At 65.4% G+C, this 20734-nt stretch carries 16 protein-coding genes and 1 tRNA gene; 6 read left to right on the top strand and 11 right to left on the bottom strand.

The features are described from left to right. Positions 1 to 17: 17 nt before the first annotated feature. Positions 18 to 971 carry an Acg family FMN-binding oxidoreductase gene (locus ACYVHH_RS12355; RefSeq protein ID WP_460565480.1) on the bottom strand — a complete coding sequence of 318 codons (954 nt, stop codon included), beginning with the start codon at positions 969 to 971 and terminating at the stop codon, positions 18 to 20. Between the two features lie 201 nt (positions 972 to 1172). Between ACYVHH_RS12355 and ACYVHH_RS12350 the strand changes: the two genes are divergently transcribed. Next, positions 1173 to 1248: transfer RNA gene (locus tag ACYVHH_RS12350), tRNA-Asn, on the top strand. 99 nt (positions 1249 to 1347) lie between these two features. Here the strand turns inward: ACYVHH_RS12350 and soxZ are convergent. Continuing rightward, the gene (gene soxZ / locus ACYVHH_RS12345) at positions 1348 to 2370 is read right to left on the bottom strand and encodes a thiosulfate oxidation carrier complex protein SoxZ (protein WP_460565479.1); all 1023 of its coding nucleotides are present in this window, start codon (positions 2368 to 2370) and stop codon (positions 1348 to 1350) included. Between the two features lie 12 nt (positions 2371 to 2382). Further along, positions 2383 to 3522 carry an HD-GYP domain-containing protein gene (locus ACYVHH_RS12340; protein WP_460565478.1) on the bottom strand — a complete coding sequence of 380 codons (1140 nt, stop codon included), beginning with the start codon at positions 3520 to 3522 and terminating at the stop codon, positions 2383 to 2385. Between the two features lie 390 nt (positions 3523 to 3912). On the opposite strand from ACYVHH_RS12340, the gene ACYVHH_RS12335 reads away from it, so the two are divergent. Further along, positions 3913 to 5355 (top strand): NCS1 family nucleobase:cation symporter-1, encoded by a 1443-nt coding sequence (locus ACYVHH_RS12335; protein ID WP_460565477.1) that lies wholly within the window; start codon positions 3913 to 3915, stop codon positions 5353 to 5355. Positions 5356 to 5381: 26 nt separating this feature from the next. Here ACYVHH_RS12335 and ACYVHH_RS12330 read toward each other — a convergent pair whose 3' ends face one another. After that, on the bottom strand, positions 5382 to 5660 hold the full coding sequence (locus ACYVHH_RS12330) for a cupin domain-containing protein (protein ID WP_460565476.1): 279 nt from the start codon (positions 5658 to 5660) through the stop codon (positions 5382 to 5384). A 252-nt stretch (positions 5661 to 5912) separates the two neighbouring features. On the opposite strand from ACYVHH_RS12330, the gene ACYVHH_RS12325 reads away from it, so the two are divergent. Genes ACYVHH_RS12325 through ACYVHH_RS12310 form a run of 4 tightly spaced genes read left to right on the top strand, consistent with a single transcriptional unit; the run spans position 5913 to position 9988 of the window. Continuing rightward, on the top strand, positions 5913 to 6578 hold the full coding sequence (locus ACYVHH_RS12325) for a DUF3348 family protein (protein ID WP_460565475.1): 666 nt from the start codon (positions 5913 to 5915) through the stop codon (positions 6576 to 6578). Next, entirely contained in the window at positions 6575 to 8605 is a 2031-nt protein-coding gene (locus tag ACYVHH_RS12320; RefSeq protein ID WP_460565474.1) for a coiled-coil domain-containing protein, read from the top strand. Before ACYVHH_RS12325 ends, ACYVHH_RS12320 begins: the two co-directional genes overlap by 4 nt. Then, positions 8602 to 9246, top strand: a complete 645-nt coding sequence (locus ACYVHH_RS12315) for an OmpA family protein (protein WP_460565473.1) — start codon at positions 8602 to 8604, stop codon at positions 9244 to 9246. Before ACYVHH_RS12320 ends, ACYVHH_RS12315 begins: the two co-directional genes overlap by 4 nt. Next, positions 9239 to 9988, top strand: a complete 750-nt coding sequence (locus ACYVHH_RS12310) for a DUF2894 domain-containing protein (protein ID WP_460565472.1) — start codon at positions 9239 to 9241, stop codon at positions 9986 to 9988. Before ACYVHH_RS12315 ends, ACYVHH_RS12310 begins: the two co-directional genes overlap by 8 nt. Before the next feature lie 16 nt (positions 9989 to 10004). On the opposite strand, the gene ACYVHH_RS12305 is transcribed toward ACYVHH_RS12310, so the two are convergent. Genes ACYVHH_RS12305 through ACYVHH_RS12275 form a run of 7 tightly spaced genes read right to left on the bottom strand, consistent with a single transcriptional unit; the run spans position 10005 to position 20659 of the window. After that, positions 10005 to 10838: a peptidylprolyl isomerase gene (locus ACYVHH_RS12305; protein ID WP_460565471.1), complete on the bottom strand. Its 834-nt coding sequence runs from the start codon at positions 10836 to 10838 to the stop codon at positions 10005 to 10007. A 28-nt stretch (positions 10839 to 10866) separates the two neighbouring features. Further along, the gene (gene narI, locus ACYVHH_RS12300) at positions 10867 to 11583 is read right to left on the bottom strand and encodes a respiratory nitrate reductase subunit gamma (RefSeq protein ID WP_460565470.1); all 717 of its coding nucleotides are present in this window, start codon (positions 11581 to 11583) and stop codon (positions 10867 to 10869) included. Then, positions 11580 to 12278 (bottom strand): nitrate reductase molybdenum cofactor assembly chaperone, encoded by a 699-nt coding sequence (gene narJ / locus ACYVHH_RS12295; RefSeq protein WP_460565469.1) that lies wholly within the window; start codon positions 12276 to 12278, stop codon positions 11580 to 11582. Before narJ ends, narI begins: the two co-directional genes overlap by 4 nt. Positions 12279 to 12281: 3 nt before the next feature. Further along, complete coding sequence (narH, locus tag ACYVHH_RS12290; RefSeq protein WP_460565468.1) at positions 12282 to 13814, bottom strand: nitrate reductase subunit beta; 1533 nt, start codon at positions 13812 to 13814, stop codon at positions 12282 to 12284. A 28-nt stretch (positions 13815 to 13842) separates the two neighbouring features. Further along, entirely contained in the window at positions 13843 to 17658 is a 3816-nt protein-coding gene (locus tag ACYVHH_RS12285) for a nitrate reductase subunit alpha (RefSeq protein ID WP_460565467.1), read from the bottom strand. 42 nt (positions 17659 to 17700) lie between these two features. Continuing rightward, positions 17701 to 19362, bottom strand: coding sequence for an MFS transporter (locus ACYVHH_RS12280; RefSeq protein WP_460565466.1), 1662 nt, complete (start codon positions 19360 to 19362; stop codon positions 17701 to 17703). A 28-nt stretch (positions 19363 to 19390) separates the two neighbouring features. Next, complete coding sequence (locus tag ACYVHH_RS12275) at positions 19391 to 20659, bottom strand: MFS transporter (protein WP_460565465.1); 1269 nt, start codon at positions 20657 to 20659, stop codon at positions 19391 to 19393. Positions 20660 to 20734 lie beyond the last annotated feature (75 nt).

Here is a 20734-nt window from a genome sequence, read left to right as displayed (position 1 = left end):
GCGTGCGACGGGGTCGGTCAGGCCGCTTGCTCAATCACCGCATCCACAGGGCGTCGCGGCGCAGCCGGGAGGGCTTCGGCCGTATAGCCCCAGCGTATGAGCAATTGCGGATGCGCCTGCGTGTCGAGCACCGATCGCAAGCGCTCGCGCAGTGAATCGATCTCGACGGGCTGGTTGAGGTAAGACGCTTGCAAGCCATGGCGGCAACCCACAAGCAGAGCGCGCTGCAGCGCTTGTCCGGCATGCAACCAGGCATGGGCGTCGTCCCCGGCCGTGGCCAAGACCGTCAGCCAGGGCGAGCCGAGCAGCAGCTGCTCGTCCTTGGCAGCGACGCCGTTGCCCATGTCGAAGGTGCGCACCACGGCCCGGGCCATCGGCGCCGCCAGGGCGGGTACGCTCAGGCCATCGCCGTCGCGGCGGGGGTGCATCCACATGGCCAACTCGCGCCGCCAGCGTGGGTCGTCCCACTGTGCGCGGTCGCCTTCGGCCACCAAGGCACCGGCCGCCTGCCGTTGCGCGGCGTTCAGCGTCAAGAGGTTCGAGCCTTCGTTCATTGCCGCTGACGTGACGTCGGCAACAAGATCGGGCGCGACCTCGCGCGTAGAAAAGGCCTTGCGGTAGGTGCGGCGCTGCTCGATGAACGGGGAAAGGGCTGCGAGATCCGGGTCGGGCTGGTTGGGCGTGATCTCGACGCGGGCCAGGCAGTCGCCCTCGGGGCCGTCGGGCAGCAGCTGCACCCGTGCCCCAAGGCCCATGGCAGAGACAGCGATGCGCAGTGCCATCAGGGCTGCGCCGCAGCTGATGACGAGTTCCCGGTCGAACGGATCGTTGACGGGAAGGGCTCGCGTGCGGTCGGCAAGGACGTCCACTGCGGAATTCGTCCATCGAAACCGCCAGGGTTGGGTGTTGTGGCTCGAGGGGGCCAGAACGGCCTGTTGGACAACGAGACGAATGGTGTCTGTGGTGAGCATGGCGCGGCCCTTTTCCATGGGGTCAGAATCAATGCGACGGCTCAGCGATTATCGAGATGGTGCGTCTGTCGATAAAGGGCGGCCTGCACCGAAGCGTCGGCCTTGTGCAACCAGAATCACCAGGCGCGGCGCAGGCCTGGAAAACCAGCCAAAAATGACCGTATAATTGCGGTTTGCCGACGAAGTTCACTTCGTTGCCATTCCCCGATAGCTCAGTCGGTAGAGCGCCGGACTGTTAATCCGTAGGTCCCTGGTTCGAGCCCAGGTCGGGGAGCCAAAATTGATCAAAGGCCTGCTTCAGCAATGAAGCAGGCCTTTTTCTTTGCGCGGGCCTTGCGCGGCCAGGGGCTGGCACGCGCCTTCCCACACCGCCCTGCTAGACGAGCAATTCCAGCTCGTCTTCGCGGCTGGCACCTTCCGTATCCTTCCAGCTGCATTTCAGCCTGTCACCCCTTTGCACGCCCGAGAGCCGGAATGTGAGCAACGGATTGGCGGAAACCGATCGCCCTAGATAGACCTCCAGCACCACGCGCTCGGCCAATCTCAACTCGACTCGCTCCACATGTCTGGCCGGAATAAGCGTGCCGCGTGCTGTTCTGCGCAAGCCGTTCTCCATTGGATGGGACAGCAGCACCCGCACTTCGGTGGCGCTGTCCAACCGAGAAGCCCTCATGCGGGTGGCTGCAGGCGGGTCGGGATAAACGGGCTGTTGTGCATCGTCTGCCGCACAGCCTCCGGCGGTGGTCCGAATGAGACGCCTGGCCATGAATTGCAAGCCGGCATCGGTCTCGACGATGGCACGGGCTGGTGAGCTTTCGGCCAGCCGGCTTCGCAACCCCAGGTAAGGTATAGCGCCAGCATGGAAGCGTGCGAAAGCGATGAGTGGAAATGGATTGAGATCCAGGACAAGCCACATCTGCCGTGTCTGGGGAATATGGCTGTGCAACATGAATGGCACCACAGCAGCGTTGTCAGCAAACTCTGGCGCTTCGAACTGGATCGCGTCGGTGGGCTGGGGTGCCAGTATTCCGGCGCTCGCCAGCGCGTCTTGCACGCGGGTGTCGGAGAAGCCCGCACGCTGGGCCCAGGCCAGCACAGGCGACCCTGCACCCAGAATGGCCGTCCACCCCAACCAGTGCGCGCCAGCCTGGTTCAAGGTACGTCGCCGCCGGTCCATGGTTCTGCTCCTTGAGAATGGGCGAACCCGATGGTGCCGACAGGCACGGAGACTGTCCTTAAGGATTTCTTGATTTTTTCTGTTCTTTTTCGCCATTCGAGCGGCCAGCCACCAGTACCGCTGCAAAGCAGCTTCTTTTCGGGCCGGGCGTGGCGTTGAGGCGGCCGTCCCGTGCCAGGAGTGACGTTGCCGCCCATTGGCTTCAGCGGCGATCAGCGGCATGAAGGCTCGCCCTCAGGCTATCGCATCGACGTCCTTGTAGCGCTCGCCGATGGCGAGGATCTCCGCCCAGCACTCGTGGACGGCTGCGACGCAGTCGGGGTCAAGTTTGCCCTCCTGGACCATACGGTCCAGCTCGCCCAGGGCCTGCTCCGGCGTCCAGGGGCGCTTGTAGGGCCTGTAGGCGGTGAGCGCGTCGAATATGTCCGCCACGGTCACAACCCGCGCCTCCATCGGTATCTGGTCGCCGCGAAGGTGGCGCGGGTAGCCAGAGCCATCCAGGTATTCGTGATGGCAGTGGACGATGTTTCGCAGGATGGACGAATCCGGCAGGCGCTGCTGCAGGCCCGTGCCCACGACACGGTCGATGATGAGAACGCCTTTCTCGACGTGGGTTTCCATGATGCGGCGTTCGTCGGGATCCAGGCGGCTGCGCTTGAGCAGAACGCTGTCGGGAATCCCTATCTTGCCGATGTCGTGCAAGGACGAGAACAGGAAGACGCTTTCAACGAACTCGTCATCCAGACCGTGCCGGGAAGCGGCATATTTGGCGATGATCCGGGAGTAATGGGCCATGCGCTCCAGGTGCGCGCCAGTCTCGAAGTCGCGAACCTCGGCCAGCTCCCGGGCAATGCGTGTTGCCTCCAGCACCGAACGCACGGCCGACATTTCGCCCGCAATGGCCATGTTGATGAGGCTGGCGTAGAGCACCAGATCGCGCTGCATCTGGGGGCTGAACGCGCCCCTTTGCCGGGAGTCGAAAAACACAAAGCCCAGCAGGCTGGAGCCATCGTAGATAGGGACGGTGAAAGAGGAGCGGTAGCCCTGCTCCAGCAACCACGCCGTGTGGGCAGAGTTCGATTGCAGGACCTGCTCGATGTCGTCGAGCACCCGGAATTCGCCGTTGGCGGCCAGTTCCTTGAGTGCGCGGCTGTCAGCCAGCTTGTATTCATAACCCAGAAGCGGCTTGCCGTCACGCGTGCTGTTGATGAAGGTTTTGAGCAGGTCTTCGCCAGGGTCGTACAGCGCGCATGCGATGCGGTCGACCTGCGGCATGGTTGCCAGAAGTCTGGCGTGCAAAGACTTCAACCGCTCGTTGAGCGTGTCCATCTGGTGCGCAGGAACGTTGACGGGCAATCGCGGGAGACTCGACATGGTTCAACCTCGGTTGGGCGGCGTCGTTGAAGACACACACTTGGACAACGCCGCAACTGGGGAGCATTATCACGCTGCCGCCCGGCACTTCCGGCCAGCCTTCGGTGCGGCCGCCCGCCGTTGTAGACGGTGAATTCCGCCCTGGCCGGGGATGAGCCGCATGGCTTGTAAGGGTAAACGCCATGACGCCCAGGGGAAAATGCACCCTATATTTGTATACAAAAAACACATCCAATAATTGAAAACAAAACCAGTCAACCCCGAGGATGGAAATGTGCTGGAGGAAAACGCAGGGAGTGAAAGCGGTCAGCCATTCAGCGCCACGGTCCGGGGGTGCTGAGCGTGGCAAGCCAACCGGCCGGATCAATAACGCAGACACAGGAGACATCCATGGACCCTCACTCACAAGCCCACGTCGATCGGGGCAACACCCTCGACCCCGAGGGCAATACGCTCAACCCCGTGGGGAAAGACGAAAAAACCTGGGGGTGGTTCGCCATCTTCAACATCTGGGCCAACGACGTGCAGTCGCTCTTTGGCTATTCGCTGGTCGCGTCGCTGTTCATCTCGTATGGCGTAGGGGGCTGGACAGCCTTCGCCGCCTTGATCGTGGCGGGGCTCTTCGTCATGTGGATGGTGAACCTGTCGGGGGCGGCAGGGGAACAGTACGGCATACCCTACCCCGTGCTGGCCAGGGCCAGCCTGGGTACCGAGGGGGCCAAGCTGCCTGCGGTGCTGCGGTCGACCGTGGCGGTCTTCTGGTACGGCGTGCAGGTGTATTTCGCGTCCACGGCGCTGGCCTTGCTCATACGCTCCCTCACCGGTGCCAGCGGGGGCGCGCAGTTTCTTGGGCTCACGGGCATCGACTGGGCATCTTTCATCGCCGTGTGGGCGTTCCACATCCTGATCTTCTGGCGCGGCATGAACTGGGTGGAGACCTTCCTGAACATTGCCGGCCCCTTTGTGTACGTGGTGATGATCGGCCTGGTCATCGTGTTGTGGCAGCGCTCTGACGGGCAGCTGCTGACAGCAACCGCAACAATCTTCGCCAACCCGGAAGGCACGTGGGCCACCGAGTTCAAGGGCTTTGTCGCCATCGTTGGCACCATGGTCGCGTACTTCGCGGCGGTGATGATCAACTTCAGCGACTTTTCACGCTACGCGAAGGACAGAAAGACGATGGTGGTAGGCAACCTGACGGGCTTGCCGTTGAACATGATTCTGTTCTCGGCCCTGGCACTGCTGACCACCGGCGGCGCTGCGGTGGTGTTTGGCGAACAGATCATCAACCCCACGGAGATCGTTGAACGCACGGACAGCGTGCTGCTCAGCGTGATCGCGGCGATCACCTTCTTTGCCGCAACCGTCGGCATCAACCTGGTGGCCAACTTCATTCCGGCGGTCAACGGTATTGCCAACCTGGCTCCCGGGAAGATCAGCTTTCGCAAGGCGGGTTTCATCACCTCCCTGTTCGCGCTGGTCATCGGCGGCTTCTGGAACAGCTTCATCAGCGAATTCGGGATCAGCGGCTTCGTGAACACGCTGGGCGCGACCCTGGCCCCGATCTTCGGGATCATGATTGTCGATTACTACGTGCACCGCAAGCAGCGCCTCCACCTGGACGATCTGTACAACATGGAAGGCGGCCGCTACCACTACGTCGATGGCTGGAACCGCGTCGCCGTCAAGGCGTTCGGGCTGGCGGCCATCTTCTCGGTGGCCACGGTGTGGGTGCCCTGGTTTGAATTCCTGTCGGGGTACAACTGGGTGATTGGCGCGGTGCTGGGCGGGGTGATCTACAACGCGCTGGCACGCCAGCATGTGAAGGTCTGACGCCTGGTCAGGTGGGCAGACGCCGTTCAGTTCTTGCGCGCAGCCCAGAAGGTGGCGCCCTGGGGGCCGTACTTTTCGGCGTGCCGCACACCCCTGCCAAGCTGGAAGGCGTCGCCCACGCCAAGGTGGCGCGTCTGCCCGTCAACGGTCAGCCAGAACTCGCCCTGCACCACCAGGGCGTCGGTGTCAAAAGGGTGGTCATGCAGGGGGTTTTCAAAGTCTGGCGCCCATTCGCGCACCAGCACCTCGTCGGCACCCCGGGCCCGGGCGGCCTGTTCAAACTGTTCGTAAGTGGGAAGCGCCATGCCGACCTCTGCATTGTTCTTGAACGTCCCCCAGTGTAGGGACGCCCGAAAGCCCCTGGAACGCGTGTGAACTAAAATCCACCCCCGTGGCGATGCCCGTGCCTGCCCGTCCCGCCCCTGGCGGCAAACGGCGCCCGGCGCATCCTGTCCCACCGGAGGCTTGCGTCTTTCCACAGCGCAAGCCTTTGTTCATTGGGCGAATCACACCGCCGCACCGCCTGACACCCTGCCCCGGCAAGGTGGCCACACGACATGTCTGCACCAAACGCACTCACCAGCTCCCCTCTGGTCCGTCTGCTGGACGGATGGGCGAGCGCGCCCGGCGCGGAGTCTGGCGCCGACCTGGCGGAACGCTGGAGCCTGTGGCTCGGCCCGCTGGACGCGGTGCGCCTGCAGGCGGCGCAACAGTCGATCAGGGCCATGCCGGTGGACCGCGCCTCGCCCGCCCCCGCAGCCGTGCGCGCGTTGGCCGATGAACTGCAAAAGCTGCAAGCCTCGCTCAGCGCCACGCTGCTACAGGCCCAGCCCGCCGAAACCGGGGAGACGGGATTTGCCCCCTACCGCCGCCGCCACACCGAACTGCAGCGGCTGATGGCCACGTCCATCGCACCGCTGCGGGCACGGCTGCGCCAGGCCCTGGCCCGCGCTGCAGGCCCGCTGCGCCAGCTGGCCGCGCTGGACGCGCTGCTGGAGCAGCAGCTGGACGCCCATGAACACAAACTGCTGGCCACCGTGCCAGCCCACCTGGAACAGCGCTTCAAGCAGCTGCACACCCAGGCCAGCGAAGAGGCTGACCAGCCTGCCCTGCGCTTCGGGCAGGACTGGCACGCCGCCCTGCTCGCCGAGCTGGATCTGCGTCTGCAACCCCTGCACGGCCTGCTGGAAGCCCTGAAGAACGAACACCCTGCCAAGCCATGAACCGCACTGTCTTTGCCACCGCCTTCGCCCTCGGACTCGCCACCCTCGTCTGGATCGGCATCGGCTTCATCGGCACCAGCTGGACCGCGCTGCTGATGACGCTGTTGATCGCCGCCGTGTACCTGCACGGGGCGCGCGAGCTGCAGCGCTTTCGCGCCCACACCGCGCAGCTGCACCAGGCGCTGGACAACATTCCCGCCCCCCTGCCCGAACTGGGCAACTGGCTGGACCAGGTGCCCGCGCCGCTGCGCCAAGCCGTGCGCCTGCGCGTGGAAGGTGAACGCGCCGCCCTGCCCGGCCCGGCGCTCACGCCCTACCTGGTGGGCCTGCTGGTGATGCTGGGCATGCTCGGCACCTTCCTGGGCATGGTCATGACCTTCAAGGGGGCCGTGTTCGCGCTGGAAGGCTCGGCCGACCTGCAAGCCATCCGCTCCGCGCTGGCCGCGCCCATCAAGGGGTTGGGCCTGTCGTTTGGCACATCGGTGGCGGGTGTGGCCACCTCTGCCATGCTGGGGCTCATGGCGACCTTCTGCAGGCGTGAACGGCAGGAAGCCTCGCGCCTGCTGGACCAGCGGGTGGCCAGCGTGCTGCGCCCCTTTTCACACGCGCACCAGCGGCAAGCCTCCCTCAACGCCTTGCAGGCACAGACCGAAGCCCTGCCCGCCGTGGTGGACCGCCTGCACGCCGTGCTGGACGGGCTGGAGCAACGCAGCCAGCAGTTGAGCACCCAACTCGCCAGCCAGCAGGACGCCTTCCACCGCGAGGTGAAAACCGCGTACACCGATCTGGCCGCCCAGGTGCGCCAGAGCCTGCTGGACAGCCTCACCGCCACCGCCCAGGCCGCTGGCGACAGCCTGCGCCCCGTGGTGGCCAGCACCATGCAAGACCTGAGCGTCTTCGCGCAGGAAACGCAGCGCCGCCAGGCAGACGCCATCCAGGCCCAGCTGCAGACGCTCATCACCGAATTCAACGCTTCTGCCAAACAACAACAGGCCGCCCAGGCCCAGGCCGAAAGCGAACGCCAGCAAACCTGGACCGGCGCGCTGCAGACCATGGCCGCCAACCTGCATGGCGAATGGCAGCGGCTGGGCGAACAGTCGCTGCAGCGCCACCAGGGCATCTGCGCGGCGCTGGAACAGGCGGTGGGCGACATCACCCAGCGCACCAGCCAGCAGGCGGGTGCCACCTTGCAAGAGGTGTCGCGGCTGCTGGAACGCTCCGAAGAACTGGTGCGCCACCGCACCGCGTCTGAAGCGCAATGGCTGGAACAGCACGCCCAGCGCATGGACCAGCTCACCCACACGCTGCAAGCCGAACTGGGCCAGCTGCGCAACGACGAAGCCGCGCGCGGCCAGGCCGCCGTGGAGCGCCTGGGCGAACTGCAGGCCGCCGTGGCCAGCCACCTGGCCACGCTGGGCACGGCCCTGGAAGCCCCGCTGTCGCGCCTGCTGCAAACGGCTTCGGAAGTACCCCAGGCGGCCGCGCAAGTGATTGCCGAGCTGCGCCAGGAAATGTCGCGCCTGTCTGAACGCGACAACCTGGCCCTGGAAGAACGCACCCGCCTGGCCACCCAATTGCAGGGGCTGATCCAGTCGCTGGACCAGGCGGCAGGCGAGCAACGCAACCGCATCGAAGCCCTGGTGGGCGCGGCCACGCAAGTGCTGGCGCAGGCGGGCACGCAGTTCGAGCAGACCCTGCAGACCCAGGCCGCGCAGCTGGCGCAGCAGGTGGGCGACGCAGCAGACCAGGTCAATGGCAGCGCAGTGGAACTGGCGGCGCTGGGCGAAGCCTTCGGCCATGGCGTGCAGCTCTACAGTGCCTCCAACGACAAGCTGCTCGACACCCTGGCCCGCATCGAATCCGCCATCCAGCGCTCCATCACCCGCAGCGACGAGCAGCTCGACTACTACGTGGCCCAGGCCCGTGAGGTCATCGACCTCAGCATCACCTCGCAGCAAAGCATCGTGCAAGACCTGCAGCGCCTGCGGGGCAGTGCGGCACTGGAGGCCGAAGGGGCCGCCGGATGATCGAGTTCGACGAACGCGACGACGGCGAAAGCCACACTGCCCCGGTGTGGGCCGTGTTTGGCGACCTGATGGCCGGTCTGCTGGGCGCATTCGTGCTGGTGCTGATTGGCGTGCTGGTGGTGCAGATGGACCTGGTGTCCAGCCTGGAAGCCGAAGTGGCCAAGCGGCGGGAGGAAGAACACCGCCGCATGGCCCTGGAAAAGGCCCTGGCGGTGCCGCTGCAGTCCGGCCGCGTCACGCTGCGCGACGGGCGCATCGGCATCAGCGGCAGCGTGCTGTTTCCGCTCAACTCCGACCAGCTGCACCCCGAAGGTCTGCAACTGCTGCGCAGCCTGGTGCCGCCCTTGAAGGTGTACCTGAGCGAGCGGCAGGAAATGCTCATGGTGAGCGGCTTCACCGACGACCGCCCCATCCACGAGGGCAACCGCCGCTTCGCGGACAACCTGGAGCTGTCCGCGCAGCGTGCACTCACCGTGACCAGGGCACTCATCGGCGAAGGCATGCCGCCGTCCCAGGTGTTTGCGGCGGCCTTTGGCCCGCAGCAGCCCGTGGCACCGAACGACAGCGAGCAGGGCCGCACCCTCAACCGCCGCGTGGAAATGGCCCCGGTGCCCAAGACCCCGGCCCCGCGCCATGAATGAACCCGCGCGCCCTGCACAGCCCTGGCGTGCCCGGCTCGACGGCTGGCGCGCGCAAGGCGCCGACCGGCTGGACCCGGTGCGCTTTCGCTACCTGGAAGCCCTGGGCGCCCGCATGGACAACGCTGCCCCGGGTGTGCGGCGTCTGCTGCACGAGCGCCTGGAGCGTGCCCTGGCCGAGCACGAACACCGGCTGCAACAGGCGCACGGAGCCTTGACGCAACAGACCAGCCACCTGCAACAGGTCCACCCCGCACAGGCCCGCACCGTGCGCGCCATGCTGCACGAGAGCGACGCCGCTGGCCTGCGCAGGCTGGCCATCCTGCTGGAAGCTCCCGCCGCCACGGCGCTGGCCAAACTCAACGGCCACCTGCGCGCAGCCGAGCGGGCGGGTGATGACTGCACCACAGGCGCCGCCCTGCCACCTGCCACTGCCCCAGCGCAAGACAAAGGCGAAATGCGCAGCCTGCGGCGCTTCCGCCAGGTGTGGACCAAGGTGGCGGCGCAAGACAAGGTGCAACGCGCCCTGCAGCGCCAGCCGCGCAACGCCGGGCCGCTGAATTCGCACATGCTGGTGCTGCGCACCATCGAACTGATGCGCGACCTGTCACCCGACTACCTGGCCCGCTTCGTCACGCAGCTCGACACCCTGCTGTGGCTGGAACAGGCCAGCCCGCGCGCAATGGCGTCTGCGGCGGCAGCCAAGGCCGAGCGCAAACCGCGCGCCCGCAAGCCGCGCGGTTGACGGCAGGAACGGCCCCTCACTGCACCAGTGGACTGCTGGTACCCTCCAGATCCATGCCCTCAATGGCCGCCTGCCCAATCAGGATCTTGATGTATTGCCGCAGCGCCGTCGCGCGGGACTGCATCTCCAGCTGCCGCGCAATGCGCTCCTTCACCTCGTCAAAGTCCAGAGGCTTGCCACGGCGGCGGCCCAGCACTTCGATGATGTGGAAACCGTAACGCGTGTGCACCAGCCTGGGGTGCAGCCCCATGCCCCAGCCCGAATCGGTCTGGAAGAACAGCTCGTTGGCCAGTTCTGGGGCGCAGTCGTCCGGGCCGATCCAGCCCAGGTCGCCACCGCTGGCACCCGTGGGGCAGTTGGACAGCTCACGGGCCAGCGCCTCGAAACGGCCCTCGGGCACGTCCTTGCGCGACAGCTCCAGCAAGGCCAGCTCGGCACGCTTGGCCAAGGCATGTACATCCACGCCCGGCGTCACGGCAAACAGGATGTGCCGCACGTGCATGGCCTGCCCCACCACGAAATGCGGCTTGTGCCCCTCGTAGTAGCGCAGGCACTCCTCCGGTGTCGGCGCGGGAACGGTCACCTGCTCCTCCAGCATCGCCTCAATCACCTCGCGCTCGTGGTCCCCAAGCTCCGGCGCCTCGGCCGGCTTGCCTTGCGACAGGCGCCCCAGGCGCACCGCCTCCTGGCGCAACAGCTCGCTGTGCACGCGCTCCAGCAGCTCCTCCGCCGACGCGTTTTCCGCAGGCAGCCGCAAGCGCACGCCGTTGATGGTGACCCGGGTCTCGCCGGCATCGCCCGCACAGGAGCAATGGCCGCTGCCGCAGCCCATGGTGTATTCGGTATTCATGGCATTCAACCTTCCATTCGGCGGCCGCTCAACGGCCCTGGTCCTGCGAACCCTTGACCAGCCCCAGGCGGCGGCTGCGCACCACCTGGTAGGGGCGGAAGGCGTAGGCCACGGTGGCAAAGCCGCTCCACACGTGCACCAGGCGGCTGAACGGGAAGAGCAGGAAGATCGTCATGCCCAGCACCAGGTGGACCTTGTAGGGCCAGTCCAGCGCCACCAGACCAGCAGCATCAGGGCGGAAGGTGACGATGCGCTGCGCCCAGTCCGACAGCGCCAGCATCACCGAGCCGTCGCTGTGGCCGATGGAGTACGGCAGCGTGATGAGCCCGAGCACCAGTTGCACCCACAGGATGACGAGGATGAACAGGTCGGTGCGGTGGCTGGTGAGGCGGATGCGCGGGTCGAAGATGCGCCGGTGCAACAGCAGCGACAGGCCGATGAAGCAGATGAAGCCCGCCACGCCGCCAGCCACCACGGCCAGTAGCTGCTTCTGCCCCGGGGTGATGAAGGGCTCGTACACCCAGTGCGGGGTGAGCAGGCCCACGCTGTGCCCGAAGAACAGGAACAGGATGCCGATGTGGAACAGGTTGCTGCCCCAGCGCAGCTGCCCCTTGCGCAGCAGTTGCGACGAGTCGCTTTTCCAGGTGTACTGGTCGCGGTCAAAGCGCGCCAGGCTGCCCATCAGGAACACCGACAGGCAGATGTAGGGATAGACGTTGAACAGGAAGTTGTGGAGGGTGTTCATGCCTGCACTCCTTGTGATGACGAAACAGCTTTCTTGACCAGTTGGATGGGTTGGGGCTGGCCGGGCTTGGCCTGCCCCTGGGTGGAGCAACCGCCGAAGACGGGCGGCTCTTCCCACGACTCGTCCATGGCCTCCTCGGCGGGCACGGGCACGGCTTCGGCCTTGTGCCCGGCCAGTTCGAGCACGGCGGCCAGCACGCTGGCGTAGGGACTCTGGCGCTTTTGCAGCGCGCTGAAGATCACCCGCACGATGTGGGCAATCTCACCCAGGAACTCGCGCGCCTGCTGCGGCGGCTGCGTGGAGGCGAACTCCAGCAGCACCGGCAGATGGTCGGGCAGCTCCTCGGTGCTCAGCATCAGGCCAGCCTTCTCGAAGGTCTGGATCAAGTCGATCATGGCTGGGCCACGGTCGCGCGAGTCGCCGTGCACGTGCTCGAACAGGTTGAGCGCGGTGCTGCGACCACGGTCGAACAGCTCCACGTATTCGGACTGCACCTGCATCGACGGCAGCCGCTCCAGCCGGTGCATCAACGCTTCCAGCTCGCCGGTGCGCTGGCCGTCCAGCACAGCCTCGTCTCGCAAGGCCTGGGCCAGCTCGCCCAGGTGCGCCAGCAATTCCACGCTGGGGTAGCTCAGCAGGTGCGACAGCACGCGCAGCGTCATGCGCATGGATTTGGGGGGTGCGGAAAACAGCATGGCTCAGCCCTCCACCTTGATGGGAATGGTGCGCTTCTTCTCGCTGCCGAAAAGGCTGGTCTCGGTCACCCCTTCGGAGCAGCCGTTGCCGAAGCTGAAGCCGCAACCGCCCTTGACGTTGAACGCGTTCTCGGCGTACTCGCGGTGCGTGGAGGGAATCACGAAGCGGTCCTCGTAGTTGGCAATCGCCATGTAGCGGTACATCTCTTCCACTTGCGCGGCGCTCAGCTGCACCTGTTCCAGCACGGCGTGGTTGGTCACGCCGTCCACGTGCTTGGCGCGCTGGTAGGCGCGCATGGCCAGCATGCGCTCCAGCGCCTTCACCACGGGGAAAGTGTCGCCAGCGGTCAGCAGGTTGGCCAGGTACTTCACGGGAATGCGCAGCTGGCTCACATCAGGAATCTCGCCGTTGATGCCCACGTGTCCGGCATTGGCCGCAGCGGTGATGGGCGACAGCGGCGGCACGTACCACACCATGGGCAGCGTGCGGTATTCCGGGTGCAGGGGCAAGGCCACCTTCCAGTCCACGGCCATCTTGTAGACGGGGCTGTTGCGGGCGGCTTCCAGCCACGCTTCGGGAATGCCGTCGGCGCGCGCCTGGGCAATCACCGCCGGGTCGTTGGGGTCCAGGAAGATGTCAAGCTGCGACTGGTACAGGTCGGTCTCGCGCTCGGTGCTGGCGGCTTCGCCGATGCGGTCGGCGTCGTACAGCAGCACGCCCAGGTAGCGAATGCGGCCCACGCAAGTTTCGGAGCACACGGTAGGCTGCCCGGCCTCGATGCGCGGGAAGCAGAAGGTGCACTTCTCGGCCTTGCCGCTCTTCCAGTTGTAGTAAATCTTTTTGTACGGGCAGCCGCTGACGCACATGCGCCAGCCACGGCACTTGTCCTGGTCGATCAGCACAATGCCGTCTTCCTCGCGCTTGTAGATCGAGCCCGAGGGGCACGACGCCACGCACGCCGGGTTCAGGCAGTGCTCGCACAGGCGCGGCAGGTACATCATGAAGGTGTTCTCGAACTCACCCACCATGGCCTTCTGCGCGGCCTCGAAGCCGTCGAAGTTGGCGTCCTTGCTGCGTTTGGCGAATTCGCCGCCCAGGATTTCCTCCCAGTTCGGGCCCCACTCGATCTTCTCCATGCGCTTGCCGGTGATGAGCGAGCGCGGCCGCGCCGTGGGCGCGTGCTGCATCTCGGGGGCCGACTGCAGGTGGTCGTAGTCGAAGGTGTAGGGCTCGTAGTAGTCGTCAATCTGCGGCAGGTGCGGGTTGGCGAAGATCTTCATCAGCAGCTGCCACTTGCCGCCCTGTTTGGGCACGATGGAGCCGTCTGCGCGGCGAACCCAGCCGCCCTTCCACTTGTCCTGGTTCTCCCAGTCCTTGGGGTAGCCAATGCCGGGCTTGGACTCGACGTTGTTGAACCAGGCGTATTCCACACCGGGGCGGCTCGTCCACACGTTCTTGCAGGTGACCGAGCAGGTGTGGCAGCCAATGCACTTGTCCAGGTTGAGGACCATGCCGATCTGAGCGCGTACTTTCATTGCATCACTCCTTGTCTTTCTGTCGGGCTCAGGGGTTCTCGCCCTGCGACTGGTAGGCCTTGACGAGGTGGTCGTCACGCGGGGTGTCGAGCCAGTCCACCTTCTTCATCTTGCGCACCACCACGAACTCGTCGCGGTTGGTGCCGATGGTTCCGTAGTAGTTGAAGCCGTAGCTCTGCTGGGCGTAGCCGCCGATCATGTGCGTGGGCTTGAGCACGATGCGCGTGACGGAGTTGTGGATGCCGCCGCGCACGCCGGTGATCTCGGAGCCGGGCGTGTTGATGATCTTTTCCTGGGAGTGGTACATCATCACCATGCCGGGGTTGACGCGCTGGCTCACCACCGCGCGCGCCGCCACGGCGCCGTTCACGTTGAACAGCTCCACCCAGTCGTTGTCCTCGATGCCCGCGCTCTTGGCGTCGTCCTCGCTCAGCCAGATCACCGTGCCGCCACGGTTGAGCGTGAGCATGAGCAGGTTGTCGCTGTACGTGCTGTGGATGCCCCACTTCTGGTGCGGGGTGATGAAGTTCAGCACGATCTCGGGGTTACCGTTAGGCTTGCGGCCCTGCACCTCGTCGGTGGTCTTCAGGTCCACCGGCGGGCGGTAGCTGCTGAAGCCCTCGCCGAAGGCGATCATCCAGGGGTGGTCCTGGTAGAACTGCTGGCGACCGGTGAGGGTGCGCCATGGAATCAGCTCGTGCACGTTGGTGTAGCCCGCGTTGTAGCTCACGGTCTCGCTTTCGATGCCGCTCCACGTGGGCGAACTGATGATCTTGCGCGGCTGCGCCTGGATGTCGCGGTAGCGGATCTTCTCGTCCTCGCGGTACAGGGCCAGGTGCTTGTGGTCGCGCCCGGTGGCCTTGCCCAGCGCTTCCCAGGCCTTCACAGCCACGTGGCCGTTGGTCTCGGGCGCCAGTTGCAGGATCACCTCGCAAGCGTCGATGTCGCTGACGATGCGCGGCATGCCCTTGGTCACGCCCTCTTCCAGCGTGTTGCCGTTGAGCTGGCCAAGCTGCGTCACCTCGGTCTCGGTCTTCCAGGCAATGCCCTTGCCGCCGTTGCCCACCTTGTTCATCAAGGGGCCCAGCGCCGTGAAGCGCTTGTACAGGTTGGGGTAGTCGCGCTCCACCACGGCGATCTGCGGCGCGGTCTTGCCGGGAATCAAGTCGCATTCGCCCTTCTTCCATTCCTTCACCTCGAAGGGCTGGGCCAGTTCGCCCGGGCTGTCGTGCATCAGGGGCGTCAGCACCACTTCCTTCTCCACGCCCAGGTGGCCCACGCACACCTCGCTGAAGGCCTTGGCAAAGCCCTTGTAGATCTCCCAGTCGCTCTTTGACTGCCACACCGGGTCCACCGCTGCAGACAGCGGGTGGATGAAGGGGTGCATGTCGCTGGTGTTGAGGTCGTTCTTCTCGTACCAGCTGGCCGTGGGCAGCACGATGTCGCTGTACAGACAGGTGGTGCTCATGCGGAAGTCCAGCGTCACCAGCAGGTCCAGCTTGCCCTGGGGCGCTTCGGCGTGCCACTTCACTTCCTTGGGCTTGGCGTCGTCAGGCCCCAGGTCCTTGCCCTGCACGCCGTTCTCGGTGCCCAGCAGGTGTTTGCAGAAGTACTCGTGGCCCTTGCCGCTGGAGCCCAGCAGGTTGGAACGCCACACGAACAAATTGCGCGGCCAGTTCTGCGGTGCGTCCGGGTCTTCGCAGCTCATCTCCAGCGAGCCGTCGCGCAGCGCCTTGACCACGTAGTCCTTCGGGTCCATGCCTGCGGCGGTGGCGTCCTTCACCACCTGCAGCGGGTTGGTCTTGAGCTGCGGTGCCGACGGCAGCCAGCCCATGCGCTCGGCACGCACGTTGTAGTCGATCATGCTGCCGCCGAAGGCGTTCTTGTCGGCCAGCGGCGAGACGATGTCCGACAGGTCCAGCTTCTCGTAGCGCCACTGGTCGGTGTGGGCATAGAAGAAGCTGGTGGAGTTCTGCTGGCGCGGCGGGCGTATCCAGTCCAGCGCAAAGGCCAGCGCCGTCCAGCCGGTCTGCGGGCGCAGCTTTTCCTGGCCCACGTAGTGTGCCCAGCCGCCGCCGCTCTGGCCAATGCAGCCGCACATCATCAGCAGGTTGATCACGCCACGGTAGTTCATGTCGGCGTGGTACCAGTGGTTCATGGCCGCGCCGATGATGACCATGGACTTGCCGTGCGTCTTGTCGGCGTTGTCGGCAAACTGGCGCGCCACGGTGATGACCTGCTCGCGCGGCACGCCGGTGATGGCTTCCTGCCAGGCGGGGGTATAGGGGGCGTTGTCGTCGTAGCTCTTGGCGCCGCCGCCCAGGCCCCGGTCAATGCCGTACTGCGCCACCTGCAGGTCGAACACGGTGGCCACCAGCGCGTGGCGTTCCTCGCCAGCCTTGCCCAGGCGCAGCCGCACGGCGGGCACCTTGGCGCGGTTCACGTCGCCCGTGGCGGCGTTGGCCTGGAAGTGCGGCGTCTGCTGCCCGCCAAAGTACGGGAAGCCCACTTCCACCACTTCGTGGTCCTGCTCGCCGTCTTCCAGCACCGACAGCTTCAGCTTCACCTCGTCGCCGTCGCGCGCTTCCTTGTTCTCCAGGTTCCACTTGCCGGTGTCCTCGCGGCCCTCGGGGCCCCAGCGGAAGCCGATGGAGCCGTTGGGCAGCACGGCCTTGCCGTCGGTGTCAAAGGCAATGGTTTTCCACTCGGGGTTGTTGGCCTGGCCCAGCTTGCCGTTGAAGTCGCTGGCGCGCAGGTAGCGGTCCGGCACCAGGGTGGTGCTGCCGTCGGGCAACTGCTGTTCCTTCAGCATCACCAGCATGGGCAGGTCGGTGTAGCGGCGGGCGTAGTCGTCAAAGTAGGCGCTGCGCTGGCCGTTGTCGGGGAAGTAGAACTCCTTGAGCACCACGTGGCCCATGGCCATGGCCATGGCGGCGTCGGTGCCCTGCTTGGGGTGCAGCCACAGGTCGGCCAGCTTGGCCACCTCGGAATAGTCGGGCGTCACCGCCACCGTCTTGGTGCCCTTGTAGCGCACCTCGGTGAAGAAGTGGGCGTCCGGCGTGCGCGTCTGCGGCACGTTGGAGCCCCAGGCGATGATGAAGCTGGAGTTGTACCAGTCGGCGGATTCGGGCACGTCGGTCTGCTCGCCCCAGATCTGCGGGCTGGCGGGCGGCAGGTCGCAGTACCAGTCGTAGAAGCTCATGCACACGCCGCCCAGCAGGCTCAGGTAGCGCGAACCGGCCGCGTAGCTCACCATGCTCATCGCCGGAATGGGCGAGAAGCCGATGATGCGGTCCGGCCCGTGCTTCTTGATGGTGTACACGTTGGCGGCAGCGATCAGCTGGTTCACCTCGTCCCAGGTGGAACGCACAAAACCGCCCATGCCGCGCACCTGCTGGTAGTCGCGCCGCGCAGCATCGTCTTCCACGATCAGCGACCAGGCATCCACCGGCGTCTTGGCCACCTTCAAGGCAGCGCGCCAGCGCTCCAGCAGGCGGCCGCGCACCATGGGGTACTTCACGCGGTTGGCGCTGTACAGGTACCAGCTGTAGCTGGCGCCGCGCGCACAGCCGCGCGGCTCGTGGTTGGGCATGTCCCACCGGGTGCGGGGGTAGTCGGTCTGCTGGGTTTCCCAGGTGACGATGCCGCCCTTCACGTAAATCTTCCACGAGCAGGAGCCCGTGCAGTTCACGCCGTGGGTGGAACGCACGATCTTGTCATGCGCCCAGCGGTTGCGGTAGGCGTCTTCCCAGGTGCGGTCTTCGTTGGTGACCTGGCCGTGCCCGTCAGAGAAGGTCTCCTTGGGCAGGTTGAAGTGTGTCAGTCGGTCAAGAAAATGGCTCATTGTTGACTCCGTTGAAGCGTTGTCGTGTCCAGGTCTGTGGTGTCAGGGGTTGCGGATCTCGGAACCGGGGCGCAGGTAGAACCACCAGTTCAAAACGATGCAGACCGCGTAGAACACGGCAAAGCCGTACATGGCGGTCTGGGGGGTGCCAGCCTTGATCTGCTGGCCGATCACGACCGGTGCGATGAAGGCGCCGTAGGCGGCGATGGCGGACGTCCAGCCCAGCACGGGGCCGGCCTGCTGGCGGTCGAAGATCACGCCGATGGTGCGGAAGGTGGAGCCGTTGCCGATGCCGCTGGCCATGAACAGCACGATGAACAGGCCCAGGAACATGGGGAAGTACTGCTCGGGCGTGGCCGAGGCGTAGGCCTGCATCATCACGTAGCCCACCGCCACCGAGGCGCCCACCATCACCACCGAAATGATCTGCGTGACGATGGAGCCGCCCCACTTGTCAGAAATCCAGCCGCCAATGGGCCGCACGGCCGCGCCCACGAAGGGCCCGATCCACGCGTAGGTCAGCGCGGAAGGCGCGTTCGGGTTCTTCAGCGTGTGCTGGATCACGCCATTGGCGTCGGGCACGTGGCTGAAGCCGAAGATCACCGTGATGGCCAGCGGCAGCGCCATGGAAAAACCGATGAACGAGCCGAAGGTGACGATGTACAACGCCGTCAGCGACCAGGTGTGCTTGTTGCGGAAGATGGCGAACTGCTTGGCGATGTTGTCCTTCATCGTGCCGAAGGCGGTCAGCTTCATCACCAGCAGCGTGCTCACGATGATGAAGGGCATGGTCACCCACATGTTGAGCACACCCAGGCCGGTGGGCGCGGGCAGGTACAGGTACAGGCCAATGCCCGCAGGCACGAAGGCCAGCGTGTACAGCCAGGTGATCTTCATGAACGCCACGATCGGGCTGCCCGTGCTGGGCGACACCGTCTTGAGGTTGTTCATGCCAAACCAGCACAGCACCGACAGCGGCACCAGCGACAGCAGCCAGGCAAAGCCCGCGTTCTGTATCCAAGTCTGCGTACCGGCGGGAATCTTGCCGAAGATCCACCCGCTGTCCTTCTGCAGCACCATGGGCTCGCCGCCAATGGCACCGAAGATGCCAACGGTCATCACCAGCGGAATGACGATCTGCATGGTCGTCACGCCGAAGTTGCCCAGGCCCGCGTTCAGACCCAGCGCGGTGCCCTGCAGCCGCTTGGGAAAGAAGGTGCTGATGTTGGACATGGAGCTGGCAAAGTTGCCGCCACCCACGCCCGACCACAGCGCCATCAGCTGGAACACCCACAGCGGCCACTCGGGGTGCTGCAGCGCAATGCCCGTGCCAATGGCGGGCGACAGCAGCATGGCCGTGGTCAGGAAGATGGTGTTGCGCCCGCCAGCCAGCCGCACCAGGAAGGATGCGGGAATGCGCATCGTCGCGCCTGCCAGGCCCGCGATGGCGGTCAGCGAAAACAGCTCGGCCTGGCTGAAGGGGAAGCCGAGGTTGTGCATCTGCACGGTGATGATGCCCCACATGCCCCAGATGGCGAAGCCGCACAGCAGCGCAGGCACCGACAGCCACAGGTTGCGGTAGGCAATGCGCTTGCCGGTGCTTTCCCAGAAGCGCTCGTCCTCGGGTTGCCAGATCTCGATGTCGGCGGAGCCGCTCTTGGCCGCGCTCTGGGCGCCAGCCGTGTTGGTTGAGGTGGAATTCATGTCATTGCTCCGTTGGTGGTGCCGGGCCTCAGCCGCGCAGGGTGAAGGCCGGGGCGTTGTCGCCCATCACTTCGGTGCGCTTGACCTCGGTGAAATACATCCAGATCAGCGACACCCACACCACGCCGTACAGCAGCATGAAGGCGCTGGAACGGATGCCGGTGAGGTCGAGCAGCGCGCCGAACAGGATGGGCAGGATGAAGCCGCCCAGGCCGCCCGCCAGGCCCACAATGCCGCTGATGGCGCCGATGTTCTTGGGGTAGTCGTCGGCGATGTACTTGAAGACGCTGGCCTTGCCGAAGGCCCAGGCAATGCCCAGCACGAACATCAGCGCGGTGAAGGTGTAGACGTTCAGGCCGATGTGGAAGGTCTGCGGGCCGTTGACGGTGGCGATGGTGAACTGCGTCTGCGGGTAACTCAGCAGGAACAGGCAGATCCAGCTCACCCACATCACCCACCATGTGACCTTGTGCGCGCCGTACTTGTCGCTCAACACCCCGCCCACTGCGCGCAGCACGCCGCCAGGCAGGCTGAAGCACGCCGCCAGCAGCGCGGCCACGCGGATGTCCAGCCCGTACTCGCCGATGTAGTACTGCACCATCCACAGCGCCAGCGCCACGTAGCCGCCGAACACGATGCTGTAGTACTGGCAGTACTTCAGCACCTTCGGGTCCTTCAGCGCCTTGAGCTGATCGGTGAAGCTCACGTTGCTGGGCACCAGGTGCGCCGGGTCGCTGTGGCTGAACAGCCAGAACAGCACCACCGTGCCCGCCATGATGGCCGCGTACACCTGCGGCACGGCAGCCCAGCCAAAGGCCACCAGAATGGCCGGCGCCACGAACTTGTTCACCGCCGAGCCGGAGTTACCCGCCCCGTACACCCCCATGGCCATGCCCTGCTGGCTCTTGGGGAACCAGCGCGCCACATAGGGCGTGCCCACCGAGAACGAGCCCCCTGCCAACCCCACGAACAGGCCGATGGTCAGGAAGTGCCAGAACTCGGTGGCGTAGGCCATCAACCAGATGGCGGGCACCGTGGCGGCCATCAGCACCGTCATCACGATGCGACCGCCGTAGCGGTCGGTCCAGATGCCCAGCGGCACCCGCACCAGCGAGCCGGTCAGCACCGGCGTGGCCATCAGCAACCCGAACTGGGTGGCGTTGAGGTCCAGCATCTTCTTGATCGGGATGCCGATCACCCCGAACATCATCCAGACCATGAAGCACACGGTGAACGACAGGGTGCTGACGATCAGCACCGACCATGCCTTGCGCTTATTGCTCAGTTCCATTCCCATGGTTTCTCTCCAAACACATGGGTTGAACTGTCTTGTTTTTCAGCCGGGCTGGGTATCCTCCGGACTGATGGGGCC

This window comes from Hydrogenophaga aquatica, assembly GCF_054780915.1.
The sequence above is the reverse complement of the archived record's forward strand: the minus strand, read 5'-3'. Positions and strand labels throughout refer to the sequence as shown.